The sequence below is a fragment of the Escherichia sp. E4736 genome (assembly GCF_005781225.1).
Taxonomy (GTDB): domain Bacteria; phylum Pseudomonadota; class Gammaproteobacteria; order Enterobacterales; family Enterobacteriaceae; genus Escherichia.
This window is the reverse complement of sequence record NZ_VATT01000008.1, coordinates 37,184-58,480: the sequence shown is the minus strand read 5'-3', so window position 1 is coordinate 58,480 and position 21,297 is coordinate 37,184. Positions and strand designations below refer to the sequence as shown.

Here is a 21,297-nt window from a genome sequence, read left to right as displayed (position 1 = left end):
GATTACTGAAACTCCTGCAAATTCCAATTACCGATATCTGCGCCAGCACCTTCCCCGTTTTCCTGACCATCTGCCCCCAGGGTATAAACATCAAACAGCCCTTTTTCACCCGGGCTGAGATACTGATAATCATTGCCCCACGGATCCTTTGGCAGTCGTTTAATGTACCCACCGGTACGGTAGTTACGGGAATCCGCCATATTGGCCGGTTGCTGGATCAACGCCTCAAGCCCCTGTTCTGTGGTCGGATAACGCCCGTTATCCAGTCGGTACATATCCAGCGCATTCTCCAGCGCCACGATATCGCTGATGGCTTTTTGCCGATCGGCTTTCTCTTTGTTGCCCAACAGGTTAGGCACCACCAGACTTGCCAGGACGCCAAGAATAACAATCACCACCATCACTTCCAGCAGGGTAAAACCTGCCCGTGGTTTTTGTGTGCGGGATAACGAATTCATGTGATAACTCCGTAAATTACATTCCAACCATATTGTTCAGTTGCAGCATCGGTTCGAGGATGGCGATGACGATAAACAGCACCACGCCCGCCATCATCACCACCAGCGCAGGTTCAAACAGTCCTAACGCCAGCCCCACCTGGGTATCAAATTCCCGTTCCTGGTTGACCGCGGCCTGTTCAAGCATGGTTTCCAGTTCGCCACTCTGTTCACCGGAGGCGATCATGTACAGCATCATCGGCGGGAACAGGCGCAACTCCGCCAGCGCAGCGCGCAGACTGCTTCCTTCGCGGACGCGATCTGCCGCCAGCAGCAGTTGTTGTTCGACATAGCGATTTGCCGACACGGCGGCAGCGGTCTGAATGCCTTCCAGTAGCGGAACACTGCTGGCGGTGAGGATGCTTAAGGTGCGGGAAAAACGCGCCGTATTCAGCCCGCGCGCAACACGCCCCGTCACGGGCAGGCGCAGCAAGGTTTTATCCCAGCGCAGGCGCATAGCGGGATTTTTGAGTAGCCGTTGCCCCAACACCAGAAGCCCCAGCAAACCCGCCAGCCAGTACACGCCGCTGGCCTGTAACGCGTCGCTCATAGCGATGAGCATTCGGGTAGAGGCGGGTAGCGCGTGTCCGAGATGATCAAACTGTTCGATAATTTTTGGCACTACCGCCGTCAACAAAATAGTGACCACGCCCGTTGCCACTACCAGCAATACCAGCGGATAGAGCATGGCCTGCAACAGTCGTGATTTCAGGCGCTGGCGTTGTTCGGTGTAATCCGCCAGGCGATTAAGCACCACGTCGAGATGCCCGGATTTTTCTCCGGCAGCCACCATCGAACAAAACAGGGAATCAAAGACGCGGGGATGTTCGCGCAGGCTGTCCGACAGGGTGTAACCTTCCTGAATCCGGCTGCGCAGCGCCATTCCGAGGCTTTTCACATGCAGTTTTTCACTTTGCTCACTGACCGCCTGTAAGCAGGTTTCCAGCGGCATTGCTGCCTGCACCAGCGTTGCCAGTTGGCGCGTGAACAGCGCCAGATCTGCCGCCACCACACGACGATGTGCGTGTCGCCGACGCTGCAACATTCCCCCTGTAGAAGCATTCATCCGGGCTTCAATGTTCACAGGGATAAGCTCTTTAGCGCGCAACAACTGGCGGGCATGACGCGCGGAATCCGCCTCAATCATGCCTTTGGTTTTGCGACCATTACGCTCCAGCGCCTGATAGTAAAACAGTGCCATTACGCCTCCATCGTGACCCGCAGCACTTCATCGAGTGAGGTTTCTCCGGCGAGCACTTTCTCAATGCCGTTGCTGCGGATGCCCGCAGAGTGTTGCCGGACATAACGTTCCAGCTCCAGTTCCCCGGCCTGACGGTGGATCAAATCACGCAATGTGGCGTCTACCACGATCAGCTCATGGATGGCAGTACGTCCGCGAAAACCTTTGTGATTACAGGCGGGGCAACCCTGCGGATGGTACAGAGTGACAGTACGCGCGTCGGTAATCCCCAGCAGGCGTTTTTCTTCGTCAGTGGCAGGCGCAGCCTGGCGGCAGTCGGGACACAGAGTGCGGACCAGTCGCTGCGCCATCACGCCCGTCAGACTGGAAGAGAGCAGGAAAGGCTCCACGCCCATATCCTGCAAACGCGTAATCGCCCCCACCGCCGTGTTGGTATGCAGCGTGGAAAGTACCAGGTGCCCGGTCAATGACGCCTGAACGGCGATTTCTGCGGTTTCGGTATCGCGGATCTCACCGACCATCACCACATCCGGGTCCTGACGCAAAATCGCGCGCAGGCCACGGGCGAAGGTCATACCGACGCGGGTGTTGACCTGCGTCTGACCGATCCCTTCAATCATGTATTCGATGGGGTCTTCAACCGTGAGAATGTTGCGCGAGTGGTTGTTCAGCTCCTGCAATCCGGCGTACAGCGTGGTGCTTTTGCCGGAACCCGTCGGCCCCGTCACCAGAAAGATGCCGTGCGGTTTGTGTAACAGCTGGCGCAACTGCACTGTCAGTTGCTGACTCAACCCCAGACGCTCCAGCGTCAGGCGGGCCTGGTTTTTGTCCAGCAGTCGCAGCACCACGCGCTCGCCCCAGGCGGAAGGCATGGTGGAGACACGCACATCAATCGCCCGACCGCCCAGCAGCAGCGCAATGCGTCCATCCTGCGGTACGCGCTTTTCGGCAATATCCAGCCGTGCCATCACCTTGATACGCGATACCAGCAGCGAGGCCAGTTTGCGCCCCGGGCGCAGCATTTCATGTAATGTGCCGTCAACACGAAAACGGATCACCAGACTCTTTTCAAATGTCTCGATGTGAATATCCGAAGCGCCTTCTTTAATCGCCTCTGCCAGCATGGCGTTGATCAGTTTGATGATCGGCGCATCGTCGTCACTTTCCAGCAGATCTTCCGTTTCTGGCAGTTCTTCAGCGAGGGTAAAGAAGTCTTCGGCGGAACCGAGATCTTCCATCAGCTGGCGGGCCTCGGAAGAGTCCCGCTGCCAGACCGCATTCAGCCGCTGTTCAAATTCGGCCTCGTCGATTTGCCGCAGCGTAAAGGGCGCGTTCAGCCCCCGCTGCAGCTCCTGCAAAACAGAGAGCGACAACGGATGAACATGGAGGATCTCCAGCGACGCTTCGCACCATGCCACCAGGCTAAACCGACGGCTGAAACTGTAGGGCAGACGCACGGTGTTAGCGGTGGTTTCCTGTGCTACAGGCACCATTAACGCGTTCTCCCGGCATTGAGGAACGCGCGTACTTCCGGCGGCAATGCCTGGTTTTGCGCTGGCAATACCGGCTGCGCGGTGTGCGGCATCAGGCTTAAGCCTTGTTCATCGCGATAGATCTGCTCGGCGCGCATATAGTTATATTTGCGCTGCGACACGCCGTCTGCCGCCATACCGTCACGCAGAATGGTCGGACGGATAAACACCATCAGATTGCGTTTTTCTTTTTTATCCGCCGTGGATTTAAACAGGTTACCAATCAACGGGATATCTCCCAGCAGCGGCACCTTCGCCACGCTTTCTCCCGCCTGGTCGTCCATCAGACCGCCAAGCACGATCAGCTCGCCATCATTAGCCAGCACGGTGGTTTTCAGTTTGCGCTCGCCAAACACGACGTCGAGGCTGGTCTGTCCTTCCACCTTCGAGACTTCCTGCTCAATCACCATCTGTACCGCGTTTCCTTCGTTAATCTGCGGCGTAACTTTCAGCATGATGCCGACTTTTTTCCTCTCTACCGTGTTGAAAGGATTGCTGTTATTGGAACCAACGGTAGATCCGGTTAATACCGGAACATCCTGGCCCACCATGAAGAAGGCTTCCTGGTTGTCCAGCGTGGTGATACTCGGCGTGGAGAGGACGTTCGAGCTGGAGTCGTTTTTGACCGCCTGTACCAGCGCCATCCAGTCGCCTTTCACCACGCCAACCGCCGTACCGCTAAATCCAGAAAGAAGCTGGGCGAGCGTGGAGAGATCACCGTTGGTATCCGGGTTAATGGTGGTGGCACCGTTTTCGCTGATCACCGTGGAGCCTTTCTGCGGTTTCGCCTGAGAAATCGCCGCCCCCAGCGTACCGATAGGGATCTGCGTACCGTTAGCAAACTGCATTAATCCGGCATCTTTCGACGCCCACTGCACGCCGAAGTTGATATTGCTGCCTTCGGCAACTTCCACGATCAACGCCTCGACATGCACCTGAGCACGGCGAATATCCAGTTGTTCAATCACGCTTTGCAGCGACTGCATGATGTCCTGCGGCGCGGTAACAATCAGGGCATTACTGTGTTTGCTGGCGGCGATGGAGACAACCTCACGCCCGCTACCGACCGTGCCTTCCGCCTCTTCTTTAGCCGCCGTGAGCGTGCCGCTGACCTGCTTCAGCACATCGACCAGATCTTCGGCTTTGCTGTATTTGAGATAGAAAACCTGGCTGTTGCCGCTGCGCTCCATTTCTGAGTCCAGCCGACGGATCAGGCGGCGCATTTTGTCTCGCGTGGCGGGGTCACCGCTGACAATCACACTGTTGGTGCGTTCGTCGGCGACAATTTGAGATTTCAGCGTTGCTGGCTGGTTCTCGCCGCTATTTTTAGTCAGGCTTTCCAGCACGCGGGCGATTTCCGAAGCCGAGGCGTTATCCAGCGGGATTACCTCTTCAGTGCGATTTCCCGCATGATCCACACGCTGGATCACTTCCGTCAGGCGCTCCACGACGGAGGCACGTCCGGTGAGCATAATTACGTTGGAGGGATCGTAATTGACGACGTTGCCGGACCCCGCACTGTCGATCATCTGGCGCAAAATCGGCGCCAGCTCGCGTACCGACACATTACGTACCGGCACCACTTTGGTGACCATTTCATCGCCCGCATAATTGTCGCTGCCTTCACCGACCAGCGGCAGCGGCTCGACTTTCGCGGCACTGGATTTCACCACCTTCAGCACGTCGTTTTCCATCGGTACGACGGCATACCCCTGTGCTTCCAGCAGGTTAAGGAATAGCTGGTAATACTGACGTTCATTGAGCGGGGTCATGGTGCGAATACTCACTTTCCCCTGTACGCCCGGCCCCATAATGATGGTCTTATTAAGGTTAGCGCCGACGGTTTCGATGAACGATTTCAGGTCGGTATCTTTAAAATTAGCGGTGAAAGTGGCTTCTTCCGCCCAGACCGGTGAACTACATAATGCCGCTGCCAGCACCAGCGGCAGTAAACGCTTTTTTGTTTTGAGGCCAGTTGTCTTCTTACGCCAGACCGACAACGTAATATCACGCCAAAACACGATGAATGATTCTCCTGGATTAAATGCGGTTAGCGCAGCGCGATGGAAATGTCGTAGCGCGCACCCTTGCGTAAAACCGTAAGTTGAATGGAATCCATTGAAGGTAACTGCCGCATCAGAGCAATCATTGCTCGTGGATCAGTGAAATCCTGCTGATTTAGCGCAATGGCGATATCGCCTTCCCTGAAACCGCTGGCATCGAACAGAGAACGATCTGCCCCCGGTTTCACTGCATAACCGACAATCCCCTCCTTACGCACAGGCGTAAGCTGGATATAGTTAAAAATTTTCTGCGGATCTTTCGCCAGCGCCTGACGCACGGCAGCCGGGATCTCAACGGGCGCACTGACAGCAGGCTCAGCAACAACTTGCTTTGCTTCGTCACTGGCGGCTTTTTTGTTGGTCACGGCTACGGTGGAACGCTCCTCTTCAGCCAGGCTCAGGCGCTCTATTTTTCCCTGATAGCGCAGCATCACATGGTCGCGGTTGATTTCCTCAATCACCGCGTTGTGAGAGCCAAGCCGTTCGCCCTGCAAATAAACCTGTTGTTTGCCGCCTTCTTCAATAACCGCGCCGGGTCTGGCACCAAAGGCGATCCCACGCAGCACCACATTAAGACGCGTTTCTGCCACAGGCGCAGGTTTGGGTTGTTTTACCGGTGCGGCGACGGGCTGATATTTGCCAAACCAGTTTTGTTGGCTGATTAATTGCACGTCATTTTTATCGAACGGTTTTGCACCTGCACGGGTCGGTTTATTCGCCGATGGGGAAACCTCCGTATATTCCGCAGAAAAGGAGATATAACGCCAGAGTGAATACGCCACTTTTGCAGAAATAATAAGCAGCATCAGCCAGAACATCCCGCGTGCAATTTTGCGCAGATGCTCTTTGTCTGTATTAAGAGATTGTCTCTGGCTAAGAGTGTGACGAATTTTTGTCAGCCATTGAATGAGATAAATTCGTGCGTCACGAAAAACAACCCGCGCCAATTTATATACCCAACGTTATGCTTTGACTATTCCACAGGTGGTACGATCCAGTTTCCGCTGATACTGGTTACCTGTGCGTGTATCATTAATCGTTATGCTGTAATTAATTCCCTCGGTGATCATTAATTTCACCGTCGGATCAGCGCACATTTGTCGTTGGTAGCTGGTTAAAAAGGCGTCAGGCGTCTGCGTGGTCTGAGTACCCGCTTCGCTGATAATGGTCATTTTTACCGTCGTGCCGCTACTTTGCGCCAGCACTAAGGTATATCCCGCAGATTTAATCGGCAGGTTTTGGCTGATATTTTGCGCCTGTTTTTTCGCCAGTAAACTGGCATTTTCATTATGGCTGGCGCAGCCACTTAATAATCCTGTAACGCTCAACAATAGCGATATTAATACCCTCCCTGGCATTTGTTTTATCGACATGGTAAATAATCTCTAAGGTTATTAATAAGAGTTAAAATGTCACTTCGATAATGACGTGGTTATCATTAAAACAATGCCTGTAGATAAAGTGTTGCTATACCGCCCAGACTTAAACACGGTCCAAAAGGCAGTGTGGTTGATCCTCTTTTTGTAATAACGGCATATATCAGGCCGCAGCATGAGGCGATTAAAGCAACATTGGGCAGCGACAACGGCCCCACCCAACTACCTAACGCAGCGAACAATAATACATCGCCCATGCCTAATGCTTCTTTACGCAGAACTATTCCGGCTATCCAGCGCAGGGAGTAAAAAGTGATAAACCCCACCAGTACGCCGGTGACTGCGTCTTGTAGCGTTAACGGACTCTGTTGCGCCCATGCCGCAATCAGCCCGGTCCACAATACGCCCTGAGTAAAAACATCGGGCAGCCATTGGTGATCGAGGTCGATGATGCTCGCGGCAATCAGCCAGGCGGATAATATCATCACCGCCAGCCCCCATCCACTTTCCGGCCACACCTGACTCGCAAGCAAAAAAGCGAGTGCCGTCAATAACTCGACCAGCGGATAACGCTTGCTGATTTTCGCCTGACAGTCGCGGCAGCGCCCTTTGAGCATCAGCCAGGAGAGCAGCGGAATGTTGTCACGTATCCGGATGGTCTGCTGGCAATGCGGACAGTGCGAGCGCGGCAGCGCAAGGCTTATTTTTGACTGCGCACTCGGCATTTCACCATGAAACTCCGCCATTTGTTGACGAAGCATGATGGGGTAACGCCAAATCACCACATTCAAAAAACTGCCGATGATTAATCCTCCGACGGTTGCCAGTATGGGCATCGCCGCAGGGTATTGCTGAAAAACATCAAAAAGCATGGTTAAAGGTTGTTTGTTGTAACTTGCCGGATGCGGCGTAAAACGCCTTATCCGACCTACAGGTGTCTGCCAACGTAAATAATCGCGGCTTTCCCTCCAGGCCCGATAAGCTGGCGCATCGGGCAAATGTGTTAACCCGGTGCGCCTTATTTCATGCCGGATGCGGCGTGAACGCCTTATCCGGCATACAGGCTTACTCGGCAGACATCTTATGCTCGGTAACCTTGTTAATGGTTTCCGGCCCTTGCTGCGGTTTCGGCAGATCAAGCGACGCCAGCGTCTTGTAAGCCGACTGGCTCACACCGCCCTCGAAGTTCATCTCGCTCGCTCCCGGCAACTGGTAAGCATTCGCGCCCGGATTCCATTTCTTAAAGAACTCCGAAAGATCCGTCTGAGCGACCCAGGATGCACACAGCATCAGCTTGTCGGCAGCGTTACCGTTGGATTCGGCACAGTAATTTCTTTCGCCAAACTTGGTTTTGCCAACATCATCGCCGCGTGCTTTACGGTGCATCAACTGGAACAGGTTCCAGCCTTTCATCCCTTCACGATCGCTGTAGAACTTAGGCAGGTCACCTTCTGGATACCACTGTTTGATATCAAAGTTTTTCTCTGCCCACTCTTTCAGCTGCGCGTACATCAGCAGACGGTCACCCGCACCGCCGCGCGCCCATGCCTGACCGTTGCTCTCGTCCAGATATTCCGGCGCGACGGTAATATCGTCAGCGACACGGTTCATCTTGCCGAGATAGCGATCCTGCATGTACAGCGCCAGCACGTTGTTCGCTACTTCAGTTGCGCCCGGTACAGTCAGTGGTGTTTCTGCAGCGTTGTGCCCTACTTCGTGCCAGATCAGCCAGTCGTTCAGCGGCGTCGTCGGCAGCGTGGTGCTGTTCGTCGAGAAGCTGCTGTTCATTACCGGATAACCAGAGTGCGCATCACCAATGGAGATCTGCACATCGTTGGCGAAACGATGTTTGTGGCCCGTCAAGTTTTTATAGGTAAACATCCGGTGCTTACCGCTTTCGCCATCACGTCCGTAGAAGTCATTCATTGAGCTGGCAAAGGTATCCAGTTCCTTAGCGAATTGTTTTACGCCACCCGTGAAATTGCTGGCATTCAGGTTCTTCTTCGGAGTGGTATAGACGAACGACGCAGACTCCAGTTCGCCCAGAGGGGCAGGGGAGTTCAGATCGTGTTGCCACTTACCGTCTTTATAGAACGGCGCTTTTACTACACCGGTAAAGGTGAAGTCAGCTGATTGCACCTCTTTGCTGTCGCCCTTGATGTAAATCAGACCACCGTAAGGGACTTTGAACGTCACCTTATCATTGGCTTTCAGGTCATAGGTTTTTGTCACTCTGGGTGGACGATTCAGGCTAACTTCATGCTTCTCTCGTCCTGTCAGGTCGTCGGCCAGCGCAACAGTCACGGTCACAGGAACTGTCGCCTTTGACTCAATGCTGACTTCCTGCTGGGCAGGTGCCCACAGGCCAGTTGACTGCATGTTACCTGCAAACCATTTGGTTGGATCTGAGTACAAGTTAATGTTTTGTGTGACGGTTTCGCCGTTTGTATTCACCACTCCCGGATACTTCTCAACATCAACTTTGATGTTCAGATCCCACCAGGAACGGCCCAGCATCAGGCGTGTCAGCGGTTTTTCCATATAGTTGAGCGGGTAGCTCGGGTTCATCATGCCCGCTTTGCTGCTTTCTTCACCGTAAATCATCTTGTTATCGATCAGCGATTTTTTCAGCTCAGCGGAACACTGCGTGCCAACGTATGCATTGTTGGTGTAGCAGTTCAGAAACTCAGTGAACGTTTTAAAGCCCAGCTCGTCTTCTTTACCCTCTTCATAACGATATTTCGTCTCGTTCCACAGCCAGACGGACATGTTTTGGTATAAACGTTCCAGATCAACGCTATTGAGACGCTCACCCTGGCGGCCATTGGTACGGAAATAAAGCTCATGCTGATACAGGCGCTGAATATTGGTGCCTAAATCCGCAGCCTGCAGCATCGCTTTCGCGGTGTCAGCTCCCAGATCCAGCTGCGTATACTGCGGAACATACATGCCACCGGTTACCGGTACATCTGTGCCTGGGCGGTATTCCAGACAGTTGACCTCATAGTGGTAGTCAGAATCCTTACACTCTTCCAGCCCTGGGAACGCGTCCAGAATTCTCTTCTTCGCCGCAGCCAGTGACTCAGGCGTTTTGTGGTCGGCTTCATCAATAAAGGCAAATTGGGTTACCTGTTTACCCTCAACTTCTTCCTGCCAGCTGGCAACTTCCAACTTCGGTTTGTCATCAGGTTTGTTTTCTTGCTGATATTTCCAGATAACTTCTTTCGTGGTGTCATCAATGGTATACGGTGGTTTACCATCGACAGCCGGATAACGCTCATAGACCCAAATTGGTGTTGAACGTCGTTGACGAACGCGGTCCGGGTAGCCTTGCGGATCGTTATTTACTACCGACTTGTTAAGCGCCATCGACAGACCTGCGGCATCAAGCAGACGTACAAAGCCAGATGCGCTCTCTTCCTTAAGATTGCTCATCACGTTTTCCATGATCAGCACCGATCCACCTTTGTTCATATAGGCGATCAAATCGGTCACATCCTGCTGAGTCAGCTTCGGTTTACTGGTATCTGCTCGCAGAGGAATGGAGTAAGGATCGCTACCCCATTGTGTGACGTATTCAAAGCCATTGAGGATCAACAGAGGAACTTCATCTGGATTCAGATTGCCATAGCTGGTCATTGGTTTGACCGTGATGCCAGCGAAATCCTTGTGGAACGCAAACGGTGCGCTATTTCCCAGCACCTGACCATGTTTTTTGAAATATACCGTGTCCAGGTTAGTACCCACGGTCATATTGGATTTTGCATCCGGCAACCAGCGATCATTTGACAGATAGCGCAGCACGTTCTCCATGAAGTTCTTCATGTCATCCGGGTCGCTGTTGAGCGTACACTGCCCGTCTTTATTAACGCCCCCGTTCCAGCTGTAACCGTTCGGGCAACGCAGGATGCTGTTGTAGTGTGGGTTACCGATAACCATCAGCTTGCCATCGCCCACTTGCCCCAGCGAGATAAACGGCAGGTTGAAGGTGGCGGTTTCTCGTGTCACGTTCTCTGGTCGCACAATGGAAGGCGCTTCAGTAATGTACGCCAGCTCATTTTTATCCCAGGCACGTTTCTCGCCGAAGGCCAGCCAGTAGTTTTTATCATTACGCGCCATCAGAATCGGGAAGGCCGCGTTGGAGATATTAATCACCGCCTGACCACGTGCGTTACCCGTACTGCCATAGAAGTTGGTGGAGTCATGGAAAACGTGGAATTTCGACACGGATTTGTAATCCTCGTCCACTCCCCACAACTTGTTGATAACGCCCTGAATTTGACCTTCATTAACGTTGCGCGCCGTCAGCGAGAACCAGCGCGGAGAGTTACAGCTCCCGGTTGTGTTGCAAATCGCGGTATCGATCTCTTTTGCCTGCCCGGATTTAAGCTGTGCAAGAAATTCGTTTGGCAGCTCAACGGTTTGATCGCCTTCGTTCAGCGTCGCGCCATTGGATAACGAGAGATTGATAATCTCGTTGATCACGTTGGGATACTCGGCAAAGACCTTGCGGACCACATCCGGGATCTGACGGTCGTTATTATCTCCAGTCTGGGAGTAACGATGAATAAGCTGATCAATATTCGCTCCACGAACTTCGTCGCCCAGCTCAGTCAACGCAATGGTCGACTTATTGCCGCGTACTGAGCCCAGTTCAAAGGTGTCGATACCAAAGGAGATGGTTTCGCCCCAGCTGAAGTTGAATTTGCCGTTTTCGCCAGTCACGCCACGGCCTGAGCTGGTGTAGTAATTTACGCCAACCACACCATTGCCCATGCTATCTACCAGTCGGCCTTCGGAGAGAATAATTTCCGTAGGTTGATACTGATAAAACTGTTCCGCGTTAGCCGACACGAAGGAAGCGTTCAGATCCGGTTTTGTTCCCGGTGTGGTGACTGGCACAACCGGTGAAGTATGAGTGGATGGCGCTTTATCAGTCGCGGCATTGTTTTCCACCTCTTCATTGACCAGCTTTTTGAACTCTTCCGGTGCCAGATCGATTTGCTTATACAGCGAGTCAAAGCGTTTACTCTCGATCACCGAGGAGAACGTCAGGCAAACCTGTTCTGTATCCGCCGGACAACTGTTCATGGAGGTTACCAGCGACAGCGCATTGCTTTTCTTGTCATCGGACCCCGCCAGTTCTTGCGCATCCTCAAGGCTAAACGACACTTTTTCAACCGCACGCAAGCTACGCGCAGCTTCTGACTGAGTGTTGAAGGTGGCAATTGTCGTGTTACCCGCCACGCAAGTAACGTTCTCGCCAGGTGTAAAAGTAAAGCCGTCGCTGGATTCACCATTACATTTAGCACCGATTACCCGCTGGCTTCCGCCCAGGGTCAGATAACCTGTTTTCGTAGGAACAGGTTCTGGCTCCGGTTCTGGCGTTGGCTCTGGCTCAGGTGTCGGGTCCGGAGTAGGTTCAGGCTCCGGCGTCGGCTCCGGGGTTGGCGTTGGATCGGGTTTCACTTCCGGCAAAGACCCGGTTCCAGAATCTACAGGCGGAGTATCGGAGGAAGAACCTGAACCGCCGCCATCACAACCGGTTAATAAGGTTGCGCTTAAAATAGCCGCTAAAAGCGATTTTTTATATTTAAATTTCTTATTCATTAATAACGCAAGTGACAAAATATAGTTAAAAAATTCGTAACTGGGGAAATAGTTTTATGTTTTACCTTCTCTAGTAACTTCCTCCATTCTTAAGAAAACTGCATTATTGATAACGAAACAGGTGAAATTTATAAGAATATCCCCTATTCGATGTCAGACGGGGTATTTATAAAATGATTCAACAAACAAAAAAGTAACAATTATTCACAATGTAACTATCCCAAGTTGTTGATAGTTTTAACGATTGCGATTGCAAAAGCAACAGATAGCACGGTGTTTGCTCATCAAGCGAACACAATTAATACAGACTTGTTTTGCGTGACAAAAAAATAGATATTCTCACCCCCTTAATTATTTAGCGAGTTATCTGAACACGAAATATTATTTATGCATGGATAATAAACAACGAAATGATTTTACAATTATTTAGTCAGGATAATGAAACGTGAGTAGAAAGAAGCCGGATGATATTGACGATCATCCGGCATTATTGACTTACGAAACTAACATTCCGGTAAACACATATGCCTGCAACAGGGTGATAATGCCGATAACGCTGGCAAAAATCAGACTGTGCTTCACGGTGTAGCGGAACAGTTCAGATTCTCGGCCCACCATGCCCGTCGCGGCGCAGGCCACGGCGATAGATTGCGGGGAGATCATCTTGCCAGTTACGCCGCCGCTGGTATTTGCTGCCACCAGCAGAGTGTCAGAGACGTTGATTTGCTGCGCCGTGGTTGATTGTAGTGAACCAAACAGAGCGTTCGAGGAGGTGTCCGAGCCGGTAAGGAATACCCCCAGCCAGCCGAGGAATGGCGAAAAGAACGGGAACATCACACCAGTACCCGCCAGTACCAGCGCCAGTGTGGTAGACATACCGGAATAGTTGGTCACGAAGGCAAATGCCAGCACCATGCCAATCGACAGTATCGGCCACTTCAGGCTAATTAGTGTTTCGGCAAAGACACTAATACCTTTCTTGATCCCCACGCCGAGGATGAAGATAGAGATAATCGCTGCAATGAAAATAGCGGTGCCGCCAGCAGAGAGCGGGTCGAATTTAAACACCGCGTCCATTGGCGTCGGCTGGGCGACAATGGGGGCCGCTTTCAAGACTTGTTGATGCAAATGAGGGATCTGGAAATTAATCACCAGCGAATAAAACGCGCCGCCCGGAGCAAATAACGCTTTAAACGGTTTCATGGTCCAGATGGTGACCAGTACCGTTAAGATTAAAAAGGGTGACCACGCGCGAATGATTTGCCCCAGACTATATTCTGAAGGCACGGGACCGCCAGAAGACGGTTTATTCACCACCATCGCACCTGCGGATTGCCCCATGCTGATTGCCGTTTCGGTATTTTTCGGTCGCCAGACTTTAAGGAATAAAGACAGTGAGACGATACTCACCAGCGCCGAAGTAATATCCGGCAGCTCAGGACCAATGTAGTTAGAGGTAAAGAACTGGGTAACCGCAAAGCTACCACCCGCAACCAGCGCCGCTGGCCACGTCTCTTTCACCCCTTTCCAGCCATCCATCATCGCTACCAGCCAGAACGGCACCAGCACCGACAGGAACGGCAACTGACGTCCCGCCATTGCACCAATGTGGAACGGATCGATTCCGGTCACCTGACCGGCGACCAGTATCGGCACGCCCAACGCACCAAACGCCACCGGCGCAGTGTTAGCAATCAGACACAGCCCCGCCGCGTATAACGGTTTGAAGCCCAGGCCCACCAGCAATGCCCCTGTAATTGCCACCGGTGCGCCAAAGCCTGCCGCCCCTTCCAGCAACGCGCCAAAGGAGAAACCAATCAGTAACACCTGCAAACGCTGATCGTCGGTGATGGAGATAACCGAGCTGCGGATAATATCAAACTGACCGCTGGCAACGGTTAATTTATACAGGAAAACCGCCGCGACAATAATCCAGGCAATTGGCCATAATCCATAAATAAAGCCATAGCCCGCAGCAGCAAATGCCATATCAATCGGCATTTTAAAGGCGAATATCGCAATCAGGATAGATAATATAAGGGTTATTGCTCCAGCGACATGCCCTTTCAGACGTAATACCGCAAGTGCAACGAAGAAGAATATTATTGGGATCAGGGCAACCAGAGCGGATAGCCCCAGTCCTCCCATCGGCATATACATTTGGGTCCAGGTAACCATATTGTTCAGTCTCTTATTATCTTTATATGCTTGATATGATTAAGGTTGTAATAAGCAAAAGAGGACTGAACTGTAAAATATAGGCGTTATACTTTACAGCAACAGTACGCTGCTAACGCAATTGCTACCTCTGGCATAACAAGTATATCGGGTAAGGGTTTCTGTTCCGCACACGCAGGTGCAGAGTATCGTTAAGATGTCCATATTGTTGTTTTAGGCCCGCTAGTAATGCGCTGCGGGTATTTAATTTTGTTAAACCCTGATAATCGCTCCGGTTATTTCCGGGATAAATGTACTACCGCAGTTACTATAATAGCCCCGACAATAAAACTTGCCGGGGCTTTTTTTGACGCTATTAATGACTTTCTTTTTCGCGTAAACGCCAGGCGTGTAATAACGGTTCGGTATAACCGTTTGGCTGTTTCACGCCGAGGAAGATCAAATCGCTGGCAGCTTTAAAGGCACACGAGTTAGCGAAATTCCCCGCCATCGGACGATAAGCCGGATCGCCAGCGTTTTGCTGATCAACCACTTTCGCCATATTCTCCAGTGACGCCTGCACCTGCTCTTTGGTCAGAATGCCGTGGCGTAACCAGTTGGCAATATGCTGGCTGGAGATGCGCAGCGTTGCACGGTCTTCCATCAACGCCACGTTGTGAATATCCGGCACTTTTGAACAACCAATCCCCTGCTCTACCCAACGCACCACGTAGCCCAGAATTCCCTGCACGTTGTTATCCAGCTCTTGTTGGATCTCTTGCGCCGACCAGTTAGCGTTTTCAGCAACCGGAATAGTCAGCAGATCGTCCAGCAGCGGTTCAAATTCAGCATTGAACTCGGTCTGGGCTATGTTGGCTTGCACGCTCTGTACGTTGGTTTGGTGGTAGTGCAGCGCATGGAGCGTAGCGGCAGTTGGCGACGGAACCCAGGCCGTGTTTGCCCCGGCACGTAACTGGTCGCCCTTCTGGCTGTACATGTCTGCCATCAGGTCCGGCATTGCCCACATGCCTTTGCCGATTTGCGCTTTACCGCGCAGCCCGCAGAACAGACCGGAAAGCACGTTATTGCGCTCGTAGGCTTTGATCCACGGCGTCGATTTCATCTGGTTTTTACGCAGCATCGGGCCAGCTTCCATCACCGAATGCATCTCATCGCCAGTACGGTCGAGGAAACCGGTATTGATGAACGCCACGCGGTTGCGCGCCTGAGCGATACAGCTACGCAAGTTCAGCGAGGTCCGGCGTTCTTCATCCATAATGCCCATTTTCAGGGTATTCGGTGCCATACCGAGCATTGCCTCAACGCGGGTAAACAGTTTGTTGGCGAACGCCACTTCCTGCGGACCGTGCATTTTCGGCTTCACAATATAGACGCTGCCAGTGCGCGAGTTTTTCTGCACTTTTAAATCATAGAGGGCAATCGCGCCAGTCATGACGCCATCAAGAATGCCTTCCGGGATTTCATTGCCTTCGCTGTCCCAAATTACGGGAATGGTCATCAAATGACCTACGTTGCGGATAAACAGCAACGAGCGTCCGTGCAGAGAAATTTCAGAGCCATCGGCGGCGGTGTACTGACGATCGTCATTCAGTTTACGCACGATTTGCCGACCGTTTTTCTCCATTTTCTCTTGCAGAGTCCCCTGCATCAGGCCCAGCAGGTTGCGGTACAGCAGGATTTTATCTTCCGCATCAACCGCCGCGACTGAATCTTCACAGTCGAGAATGGTACTGATGGCGGCTTCAACGATAACGTCGTTGATGTGCGCCGGATCGTCTTTGCCAATTCGCCCGTTGGCATCGATTTGCAGCTCAATATGCAGGCCGTTATTTTTCAGCAAAATGCAGGTCGGCGCAGCGGCATTGCCACGGTAACCGACAAACTGTGCCGGAGTACGTAACGTGGTTTCTTTACCATTTTTCAACTGGATACGTAATTGTTTGTCGACCACCTTAAACGCCACCACATCCTGATAGCTGCCGTTTTCCAGCGGTAGAGATTCATCAAGGAAACGCCGAACCCAGGCGATAACCTGCTCACCGCGCTGCGGATCGTAGCCGCTGACCATCGCCCCTTCCTGTGGGATGATGTCGCTGCCGTATAACGCATCGTACAGTGAGCCCCAGCGAGCGTTTGCCGCGTTCAGCGCGTAGCGGGCGTTCATCGCCGGAACCACCAGCTGTGGCCCCGCCTGACTGGTGATTTCGCTATCGATGCCCGTGGTTTCCACCGTAACGTGGTCAGGCTGCGGCACGAGATAGCCCAGTTCACGCAGGAAAGATTTATAAGCCGCTTTGTCTTTTACCGGCCCCGGATTGCTGCGATGCCATTCGTCCAGCGCCGCCTGAATGCGATCGCGCTCTGCCAGTACTTGACGATTTTCTGGCGCCAGATCGTGAACGATCTCATCAAAATTGCGCCAGAACGCCGCAGCGTCCAGCCCTGTTCCCGGTAAAACTTCTTCATCCACAAAACGTTTAAAATTGGCGTCAATGCGTAAACGGCCCTGGGTTATGGTTTGACTCATTGTTTATCTCCTCGTTTTCGCTTATTTCGCCAACACCGCTGCTGCCGCTTTCGCGACCTGCGCATCCTGTGCTCCGGTTAAACCAGAAACGCCCACGGCACCAATAATTTGTCCATCAACAACAACCGGTACGCCACCTTCCAGCGACGTCAGTAACGGCGCAGTCACGAACGCGGTACGTCCGTTGTTCACCATCTCTTCATAGCCCTTAGTTTCACGACGCCCCAGCGCGGCAGTACGCGCTTTCTCCTGAGAGATGTAGGCCGCTATCGGCGCGCAATCGTCCATGCGACTTAACGCCAGCAGATGACCGCCGTCATCGGCAACAGCAATGGAAACAGACCAGTTATTTTTCTGCGCTTCTTCCTGACCTGCGGCAATAATTGCACTCGCCATTTGCTGGCTAAGAATGACTTTAGTTTTCATTTTGTTATTCCTTTTCAAGGGCTTGTTCTACAATTTCAATCCAGTGACGCACAGAGGTTCGACCGGCGCTCGCCAGATGCGTCTGGCAACCAATGTTGGCGGTGACGATCATTTCCGGTTTGCCGCTTTCCAGCGCATTCATTTTGTTATCCCGCAGCTGGCGCGCCAGATCGGGATGCGTTAACGCATATGTTCCCGCCGACCCGCAGCACAGATGGCTGTCGGGAACATCGGTTAAGGTAAATCCAAGACGAAGCAACACTTTTTCCACTTCGCCATTGAGCTTTTGCGCATGTTGCAGGGTACACGGGCAGTGGAAGGCCAGTTTTTTATCGCCGCGAATTGCCAGTTTTTCCAGCGGTTCCTCGCGCAGAAGTTCGACTAAATCGACCGCCAGCTCACTGACCTGACGCGCTTTATCGGCATACAACGCATCGTTTTTCAGCATCTGCCCATACTCTTTAACGAACGCGCCGCAGCCGCTGGCGGTTTGCAAAATTGCCTCGGCACCTGCTTCAAGCGCGGGCCACCAGGCATCAATGTTATTTCGCGCCCGCGCTAACCCTTTCTCTTGCGCATTAAGATGATAGTCCACCGCGCCACAACAGCCTGCTTCGTTAGCTGGCATGACGCTGATCCCCAGACGATCCAGCACCCGCGCGGTTGCCGCGTTAGTGTTGGGCGAAAGTGTAGGCTGGGCGCAACCTTCCAGCATTAAAACCCGGCGCTTATGGCGCAGCGGTGGACGCGGTTTGGCTTTCACCATTTCGGCGGGTAATTTTGCTCTTATCTGTTCTGGCAAAAACGGTCGCAGCACCAGCCCTACCTGCGTCAATGCGCGAAAGACCGCCGGACGCGGCACCACCTGACGCAGCCCTTCGCGCAGCATTCGCTCCGGCAGTGGGCGTTTCACTTTCTGCTCGACAATATCACGCCCGATGTCCAGCAAATTGTGATAGCGCACACCAGAAGGACAGGTGGTTTCACAATTGCGGCAAGTGAGACAGCGATCGAGATGCTCCTTTGTTTTAAGCGTAACTTCGTTGCCTTCCAGCACCTGTTTAATCAGATAGATGCGCCCGCGCGGCCCGTCCAGTTCATCGCCCAATAGCTGATAAGTTGGGCAAGTTGCGGTACAAAATCCGCAGTGAACACAGGCGCGCAGGATGCTGTCGGCTTCCTGCGCTCGCGCGTTCTGCCGCATCTCTTCGGTTAACCGGGTTTGCATAGCCTGCTCCTTAAAGTTCCGCGTACATGCGACCGGGGTTAAACACGCCGCAAGGATCGAGCTGCTGTTTAAGCTGCTGGTGATAGCGGAATAAAGGAGCCGGTAGCGGGGCAAAGCCGCCATCTCCGGCACTAAAGCGGGTCGCATGACCGCCAGCGTTGCGGGCGATGCGATGGATTTGATTGTCATCGGCTGTCGATTTCAGCCAGTGTAACGCCCCGCCCCAGTCGATCAGTTGCTCGCCGGGTAAATCCATCATTGGCGCATCGCTGGGTAATGAAATGCGCCATAAGGTACCTGGTAACGAGAAGAACGGCAGTTGTTGTTCACGCAATTGCTGCCAGAACTGACCCGCAACCTCTTCGCCCCCCAGCAGTTCACGCGCCGCTTTCACCGATCCTTCACCGCCTTCAAGGCGGATCCACAACGCGTTGTCGAAGTAACATAAGCCACTAATGGGTAGCGGCTGAAGTTGCCACTGGGCGATTTCACTCATGGCTTCTTGCAGGCTGATTTCCCGACGCAGGCTCAGGGTGGCGCGCGGTCGCGGTAACACTTTCATTGAGATTTCAGTGAGCACGCCAAGACAACCGTAGCTTCCGGCCATTAATCGCGAGAGATCGTATCCGGCAACGTTTTTCATCACTTCGCCGCCAAAACGCAGATGTTTTCCTGTGCCGGTAATGATGCGCGTGCCGAGGACAAAATCGCGGACCGAACCGCTCCACGGGCGACGCGGCCCCGCCAGCCCGCAGGCGACCATCCCGCCCCAGGTAGCTTCTTCACCATAATGCGGCGGCTCGCAGGGGAGCATTTGCCCCGCGCTTTCCAGCGCCGCTTCAATCGCCACCAGCGGCGTTCCGGCACGCGCGGTAATCACCAGTTCGGTCGGGTCGTAATTAACAATGCCGCGATGACAACGCACATCCAGCGTTTGCCCGGCGACAGGACGGCCTAAAAAGGCTTTGCTATTGCTTCCCTGAATCACCAGCGGCGTTTTATTACTAATCGCCTGATTCACCTGCTCCAGCAGCGCCTGGCTGTAATCACACTCGCGTAGCATCAGAAACGCTCCAGTTCAGGGAAAGGTAAATGACCGTGATGCACGTGCATGGCACCAAATTCAGCACAGCGGTGTAGCGTGGGGATGTTTTTTCCTGGGTTCAGCAAACCATCGGGATCAAACGCCGCCTTGACTGCATGGAAGGTCGTGATTTCATCGCTGTTGAACTGGGCGCACATTTGATTGATTTTTTCGCGCCCGATGCCATGTTCCCCACTGATGCTGCCGCCCACTTCAACGCAGAGTTCGAGGATCTTCCCGCCCAGCTCTTCCGCGCGGGCAAATTCACCGGGTTCGTTGGCATCGAAAAGGATTAACGGGTGCATGTTGCCGTCTCCGGCATGAAAGACGTTGGCGACGCGTAAATCATATTGCTGCGATAAACGGGCAATGCCTTCCAGTACGCCAGGTAGCGCGCGGCGTGGGATGGTGCCGTCCATGCAGTAGTAATCGGGAGAGATGCGCCCCACCGCCGGAAAAGCGTTCTTGCGGCCAGCCCAGAAACGTACGCGCTCTGCTTCATCCTGTGCCAGACGGACGTCAGTCGCGCCCGCTTTCAGTAAGATGTCGTTAACTCGCTCGCAGTCTTCCTGTACGTCAGACTCCACGCCGTCCAGCTCGCATAACAAAATCGCTTCGGCGTCGACGGGATAACCGGCATGAATAAAATCTTCTGCCGCGCGGATCGACAGGTTATCCATCATCTCCAGCCCGCCGGGGATAATGCCATTGGCGATGATGTCACCAACCGCAAGTCCGGCTTTTTCTACCGAGTCAAAGCTGGCTAACAACACACGCGCCACGGGCGGCTTCGGCAGCAGTTTTACCGTCACTTCGGTGGTCACACCGAGCATACCTTCCGATCCGGTGAACAGCGCCAGCAGGTCAAAACCAGGCGAATCCAGCGCGTCCGATCCCAGCGTCAGCGCCTCGCCGTCCAGCGTTTGCACTTCAATTTTCAGCAGGTTATGTACAGTAAGCCCATATTTCAGGCAGTGGACGCCCCCCGCGTTTTCCGCCACATTGCCGCCAATGGAACAGGCAATTTGTGAGGAGGGGTCCGGCGCGTAATAGAGATTATGCCGCGCAACGGCCTGGGAGATCGCCAGGTTACGCACGCCCGGCTGCACGCGCGCACGGCGTCCGACGGGGTTAATGTCGAGGATCTCTTTAAAGCGCGCCATCACCAACAACACACCTTTTTCCAGCGGCAGCGCGCCGCCAGAAAGCCCGGTGCCTGCGCCACGGGTCACCACCGGCACACGCAGGCGGTGGCAAACGGCCAGAATCGCCGTCACCTGTTCCATCTGCTTAGGCAGAACAACCAGTAATGGACGCGTGCGATACGCGCTCAACCCGTCACATTCGTAAGGAGTGATCTCCTCATCGGTATGCAGGATCTCCAGTCCAGGGACATGCTCACGCAGTGCCATCAGTACCGATGTGCGGTCGACATCGGGTAAAGCGCCATCAAGACGCTCTTCGTACAAGATGCTCATGAGTAGGGTTCGCTTTGTTGTGTTGTGTGGCAGCTGATTTTTGCGCGCTGCTTCTGTGAACAGTTATTAAGCGGGGTTTTCGTTTTCGTCTATCTCT

The 21,297-nt window shown here is 53.2% G+C and carries 14 protein-coding genes; all 14 read right to left on the bottom strand.

Features of this window, described 5'->3' with window-relative positions:
* Nucleotides 1–2: 2 nt before the first annotated feature.
* On the bottom strand, nucleotides 3–458 hold the full coding sequence (gene gspG / locus FEK46_RS06440; protein ID WP_001087296.1) for a type II secretion system major pseudopilin GspG: 456 nt from the start codon (nucleotides 456–458) through the stop codon (nucleotides 3–5).
* Between the two features lie 16 nt (nucleotides 459–474).
* Nucleotides 475–1,698: a type II secretion system inner membrane protein GspF gene (gspF, locus tag FEK46_RS06435; protein WP_135559826.1), complete on the bottom strand. Its 1,224-nt coding sequence runs from the start codon at nucleotides 1,696–1,698 to the stop codon at nucleotides 475–477.
* Nucleotides 1,698–3,191, bottom strand: a complete 1,494-nt coding sequence (gene gspE / locus FEK46_RS06430) for a type II secretion system ATPase GspE (protein WP_000249355.1) — start codon at nucleotides 3,189–3,191, stop codon at nucleotides 1,698–1,700. The genes gspF and gspE overlap by 1 nt, the downstream gene beginning before the upstream one ends.
* Complete coding sequence (gene gspD, locus FEK46_RS06425) at nucleotides 3,191–5,251, bottom strand: type II secretion system secretin GspD (RefSeq protein ID WP_000498829.1); 2,061 nt, start codon at nucleotides 5,249–5,251, stop codon at nucleotides 3,191–3,193. Before gspD ends, gspE begins: the two co-directional genes overlap by 1 nt.
* Before the next feature lie 29 nt (nucleotides 5,252–5,280).
* Nucleotides 5,281–6,240, bottom strand: coding sequence for a type II secretion system protein GspC (gene gspC / locus FEK46_RS06420; protein ID WP_135559827.1), 960 nt, complete (start codon nucleotides 6,238–6,240; stop codon nucleotides 5,281–5,283).
* 15 nt (nucleotides 6,241–6,255) lie between these two features.
* Nucleotides 6,256–6,666: a type II secretion system pilot lipoprotein GspS-beta gene (gspS2, locus tag FEK46_RS06415; RefSeq protein WP_001324279.1), complete on the bottom strand. Its 411-nt coding sequence runs from the start codon at nucleotides 6,664–6,666 to the stop codon at nucleotides 6,256–6,258.
* Nucleotides 6,667–6,731: 65 nt separating this feature from the next.
* Entirely contained in the window at nucleotides 6,732–7,541 is an 810-nt protein-coding gene (pppA, locus tag FEK46_RS06410; protein WP_135559828.1) for a prepilin peptidase PppA, read from the bottom strand.
* 193 nt (nucleotides 7,542–7,734) lie between these two features.
* Entirely contained in the window at nucleotides 7,735–12,279 is a 4,545-nt protein-coding gene (sslE, locus tag FEK46_RS06400; protein ID WP_135559829.1) for a lipoprotein metalloprotease SslE, read from the bottom strand.
* A 495-nt stretch (nucleotides 12,280–12,774) separates the two neighbouring features.
* Complete coding sequence (gene glcA / locus FEK46_RS06395) at nucleotides 12,775–14,457, bottom strand: glycolate permease GlcA (RefSeq protein WP_130207997.1); 1,683 nt, start codon at nucleotides 14,455–14,457, stop codon at nucleotides 12,775–12,777.
* A 355-nt stretch (nucleotides 14,458–14,812) separates the two neighbouring features.
* Nucleotides 14,813–16,984 (bottom strand): malate synthase G, encoded by a 2,172-nt coding sequence (gene glcB / locus FEK46_RS06390; protein WP_135559830.1) that lies wholly within the window; start codon nucleotides 16,982–16,984, stop codon nucleotides 14,813–14,815.
* Nucleotides 16,985–17,005: 21 nt separating this feature from the next.
* On the bottom strand, nucleotides 17,006–17,410 hold the full coding sequence (locus tag FEK46_RS06385; protein WP_000853256.1) for a GlcG family protein: 405 nt from the start codon (nucleotides 17,408–17,410) through the stop codon (nucleotides 17,006–17,008).
* Between the two features lie 4 nt (nucleotides 17,411–17,414).
* The gene (gene glcF / locus FEK46_RS06380) at nucleotides 17,415–18,638 is read right to left on the bottom strand and encodes a glycolate oxidase subunit GlcF (RefSeq protein WP_135559831.1); all 1,224 of its coding nucleotides are present in this window, start codon (nucleotides 18,636–18,638) and stop codon (nucleotides 17,415–17,417) included.
* Between the two features lie 10 nt (nucleotides 18,639–18,648).
* Nucleotides 18,649–19,701 (bottom strand): glycolate oxidase subunit GlcE, encoded by a 1,053-nt coding sequence (glcE, locus tag FEK46_RS06375; protein WP_135559832.1) that lies wholly within the window; start codon nucleotides 19,699–19,701, stop codon nucleotides 18,649–18,651.
* Nucleotides 19,701–21,200, bottom strand: coding sequence for a glycolate oxidase subunit GlcD (glcD, locus tag FEK46_RS06370; RefSeq protein WP_135559833.1), 1,500 nt, complete (start codon nucleotides 21,198–21,200; stop codon nucleotides 19,701–19,703). Before glcD ends, glcE begins: the two co-directional genes overlap by 1 nt.
* Between the last annotated feature and the right edge of the window lie 97 nt (nucleotides 21,201–21,297).

What these genes read in the sequence shown, in the direction of transcription:
- gspG (WP_001087296.1), bottom strand. Translation starts at nt 458, where the DNA reads ATGAATTCGTTATCCCGCACACAAAAACCACGGGCAGGTTTTACCCTG.
- gspF (WP_135559826.1), bottom strand. Translation starts at nt 1,698, where the DNA reads ATGGCACTGTTTTACTATCAGGCGCTGGAGCGTAATGGTCGCAAAACC.
- gspE (WP_000249355.1), bottom strand. Translation starts at nt 3,191, where the DNA reads ATGGTGCCTGTAGCACAGGAAACCACCGCTAACACCGTGCGTCTGCCC.
- gspS2 (WP_001324279.1), bottom strand. Translation starts at nt 6,666, where the DNA reads ATGTCGATAAAACAAATGCCAGGGAGGGTATTAATATCGCTATTGTTG.
- pppA (WP_135559828.1), bottom strand. Translation starts at nt 7,541, where the DNA reads ATGCTTTTTGATGTTTTTCAGCAATACCCTGCGGCGATGCCCATACTG.
- sslE (WP_135559829.1), bottom strand. Translation starts at nt 12,279, where the DNA reads ATGAATAAGAAATTTAAATATAAAAAATCGCTTTTAGCGGCTATTTTA.
- glcA (WP_130207997.1), bottom strand. Translation starts at nt 14,457, where the DNA reads ATGGTTACCTGGACCCAAATGTATATGCCGATGGGAGGACTGGGGCTA.
- glcB (WP_135559830.1), bottom strand. Translation starts at nt 16,984, where the DNA reads ATGAGTCAAACCATAACCCAGGGCCGTTTACGCATTGACGCCAATTTT.
- FEK46_RS06385 (WP_000853256.1), bottom strand. Translation starts at nt 17,410, where the DNA reads ATGAAAACTAAAGTCATTCTTAGCCAGCAAATGGCGAGTGCAATTATT.
- glcF (WP_135559831.1), bottom strand. Translation starts at nt 18,638, where the DNA reads ATGCAAACCCGGTTAACCGAAGAGATGCGGCAGAACGCGCGAGCGCAG.
- glcE (WP_135559832.1), bottom strand. Translation starts at nt 19,701, where the DNA reads ATGCTACGCGAGTGTGATTACAGCCAGGCGCTGCTGGAGCAGGTGAAT.
- glcD (WP_135559833.1), bottom strand. Translation starts at nt 21,200, where the DNA reads ATGAGCATCTTGTACGAAGAGCGTCTTGATGGCGCTTTACCCGATGTC.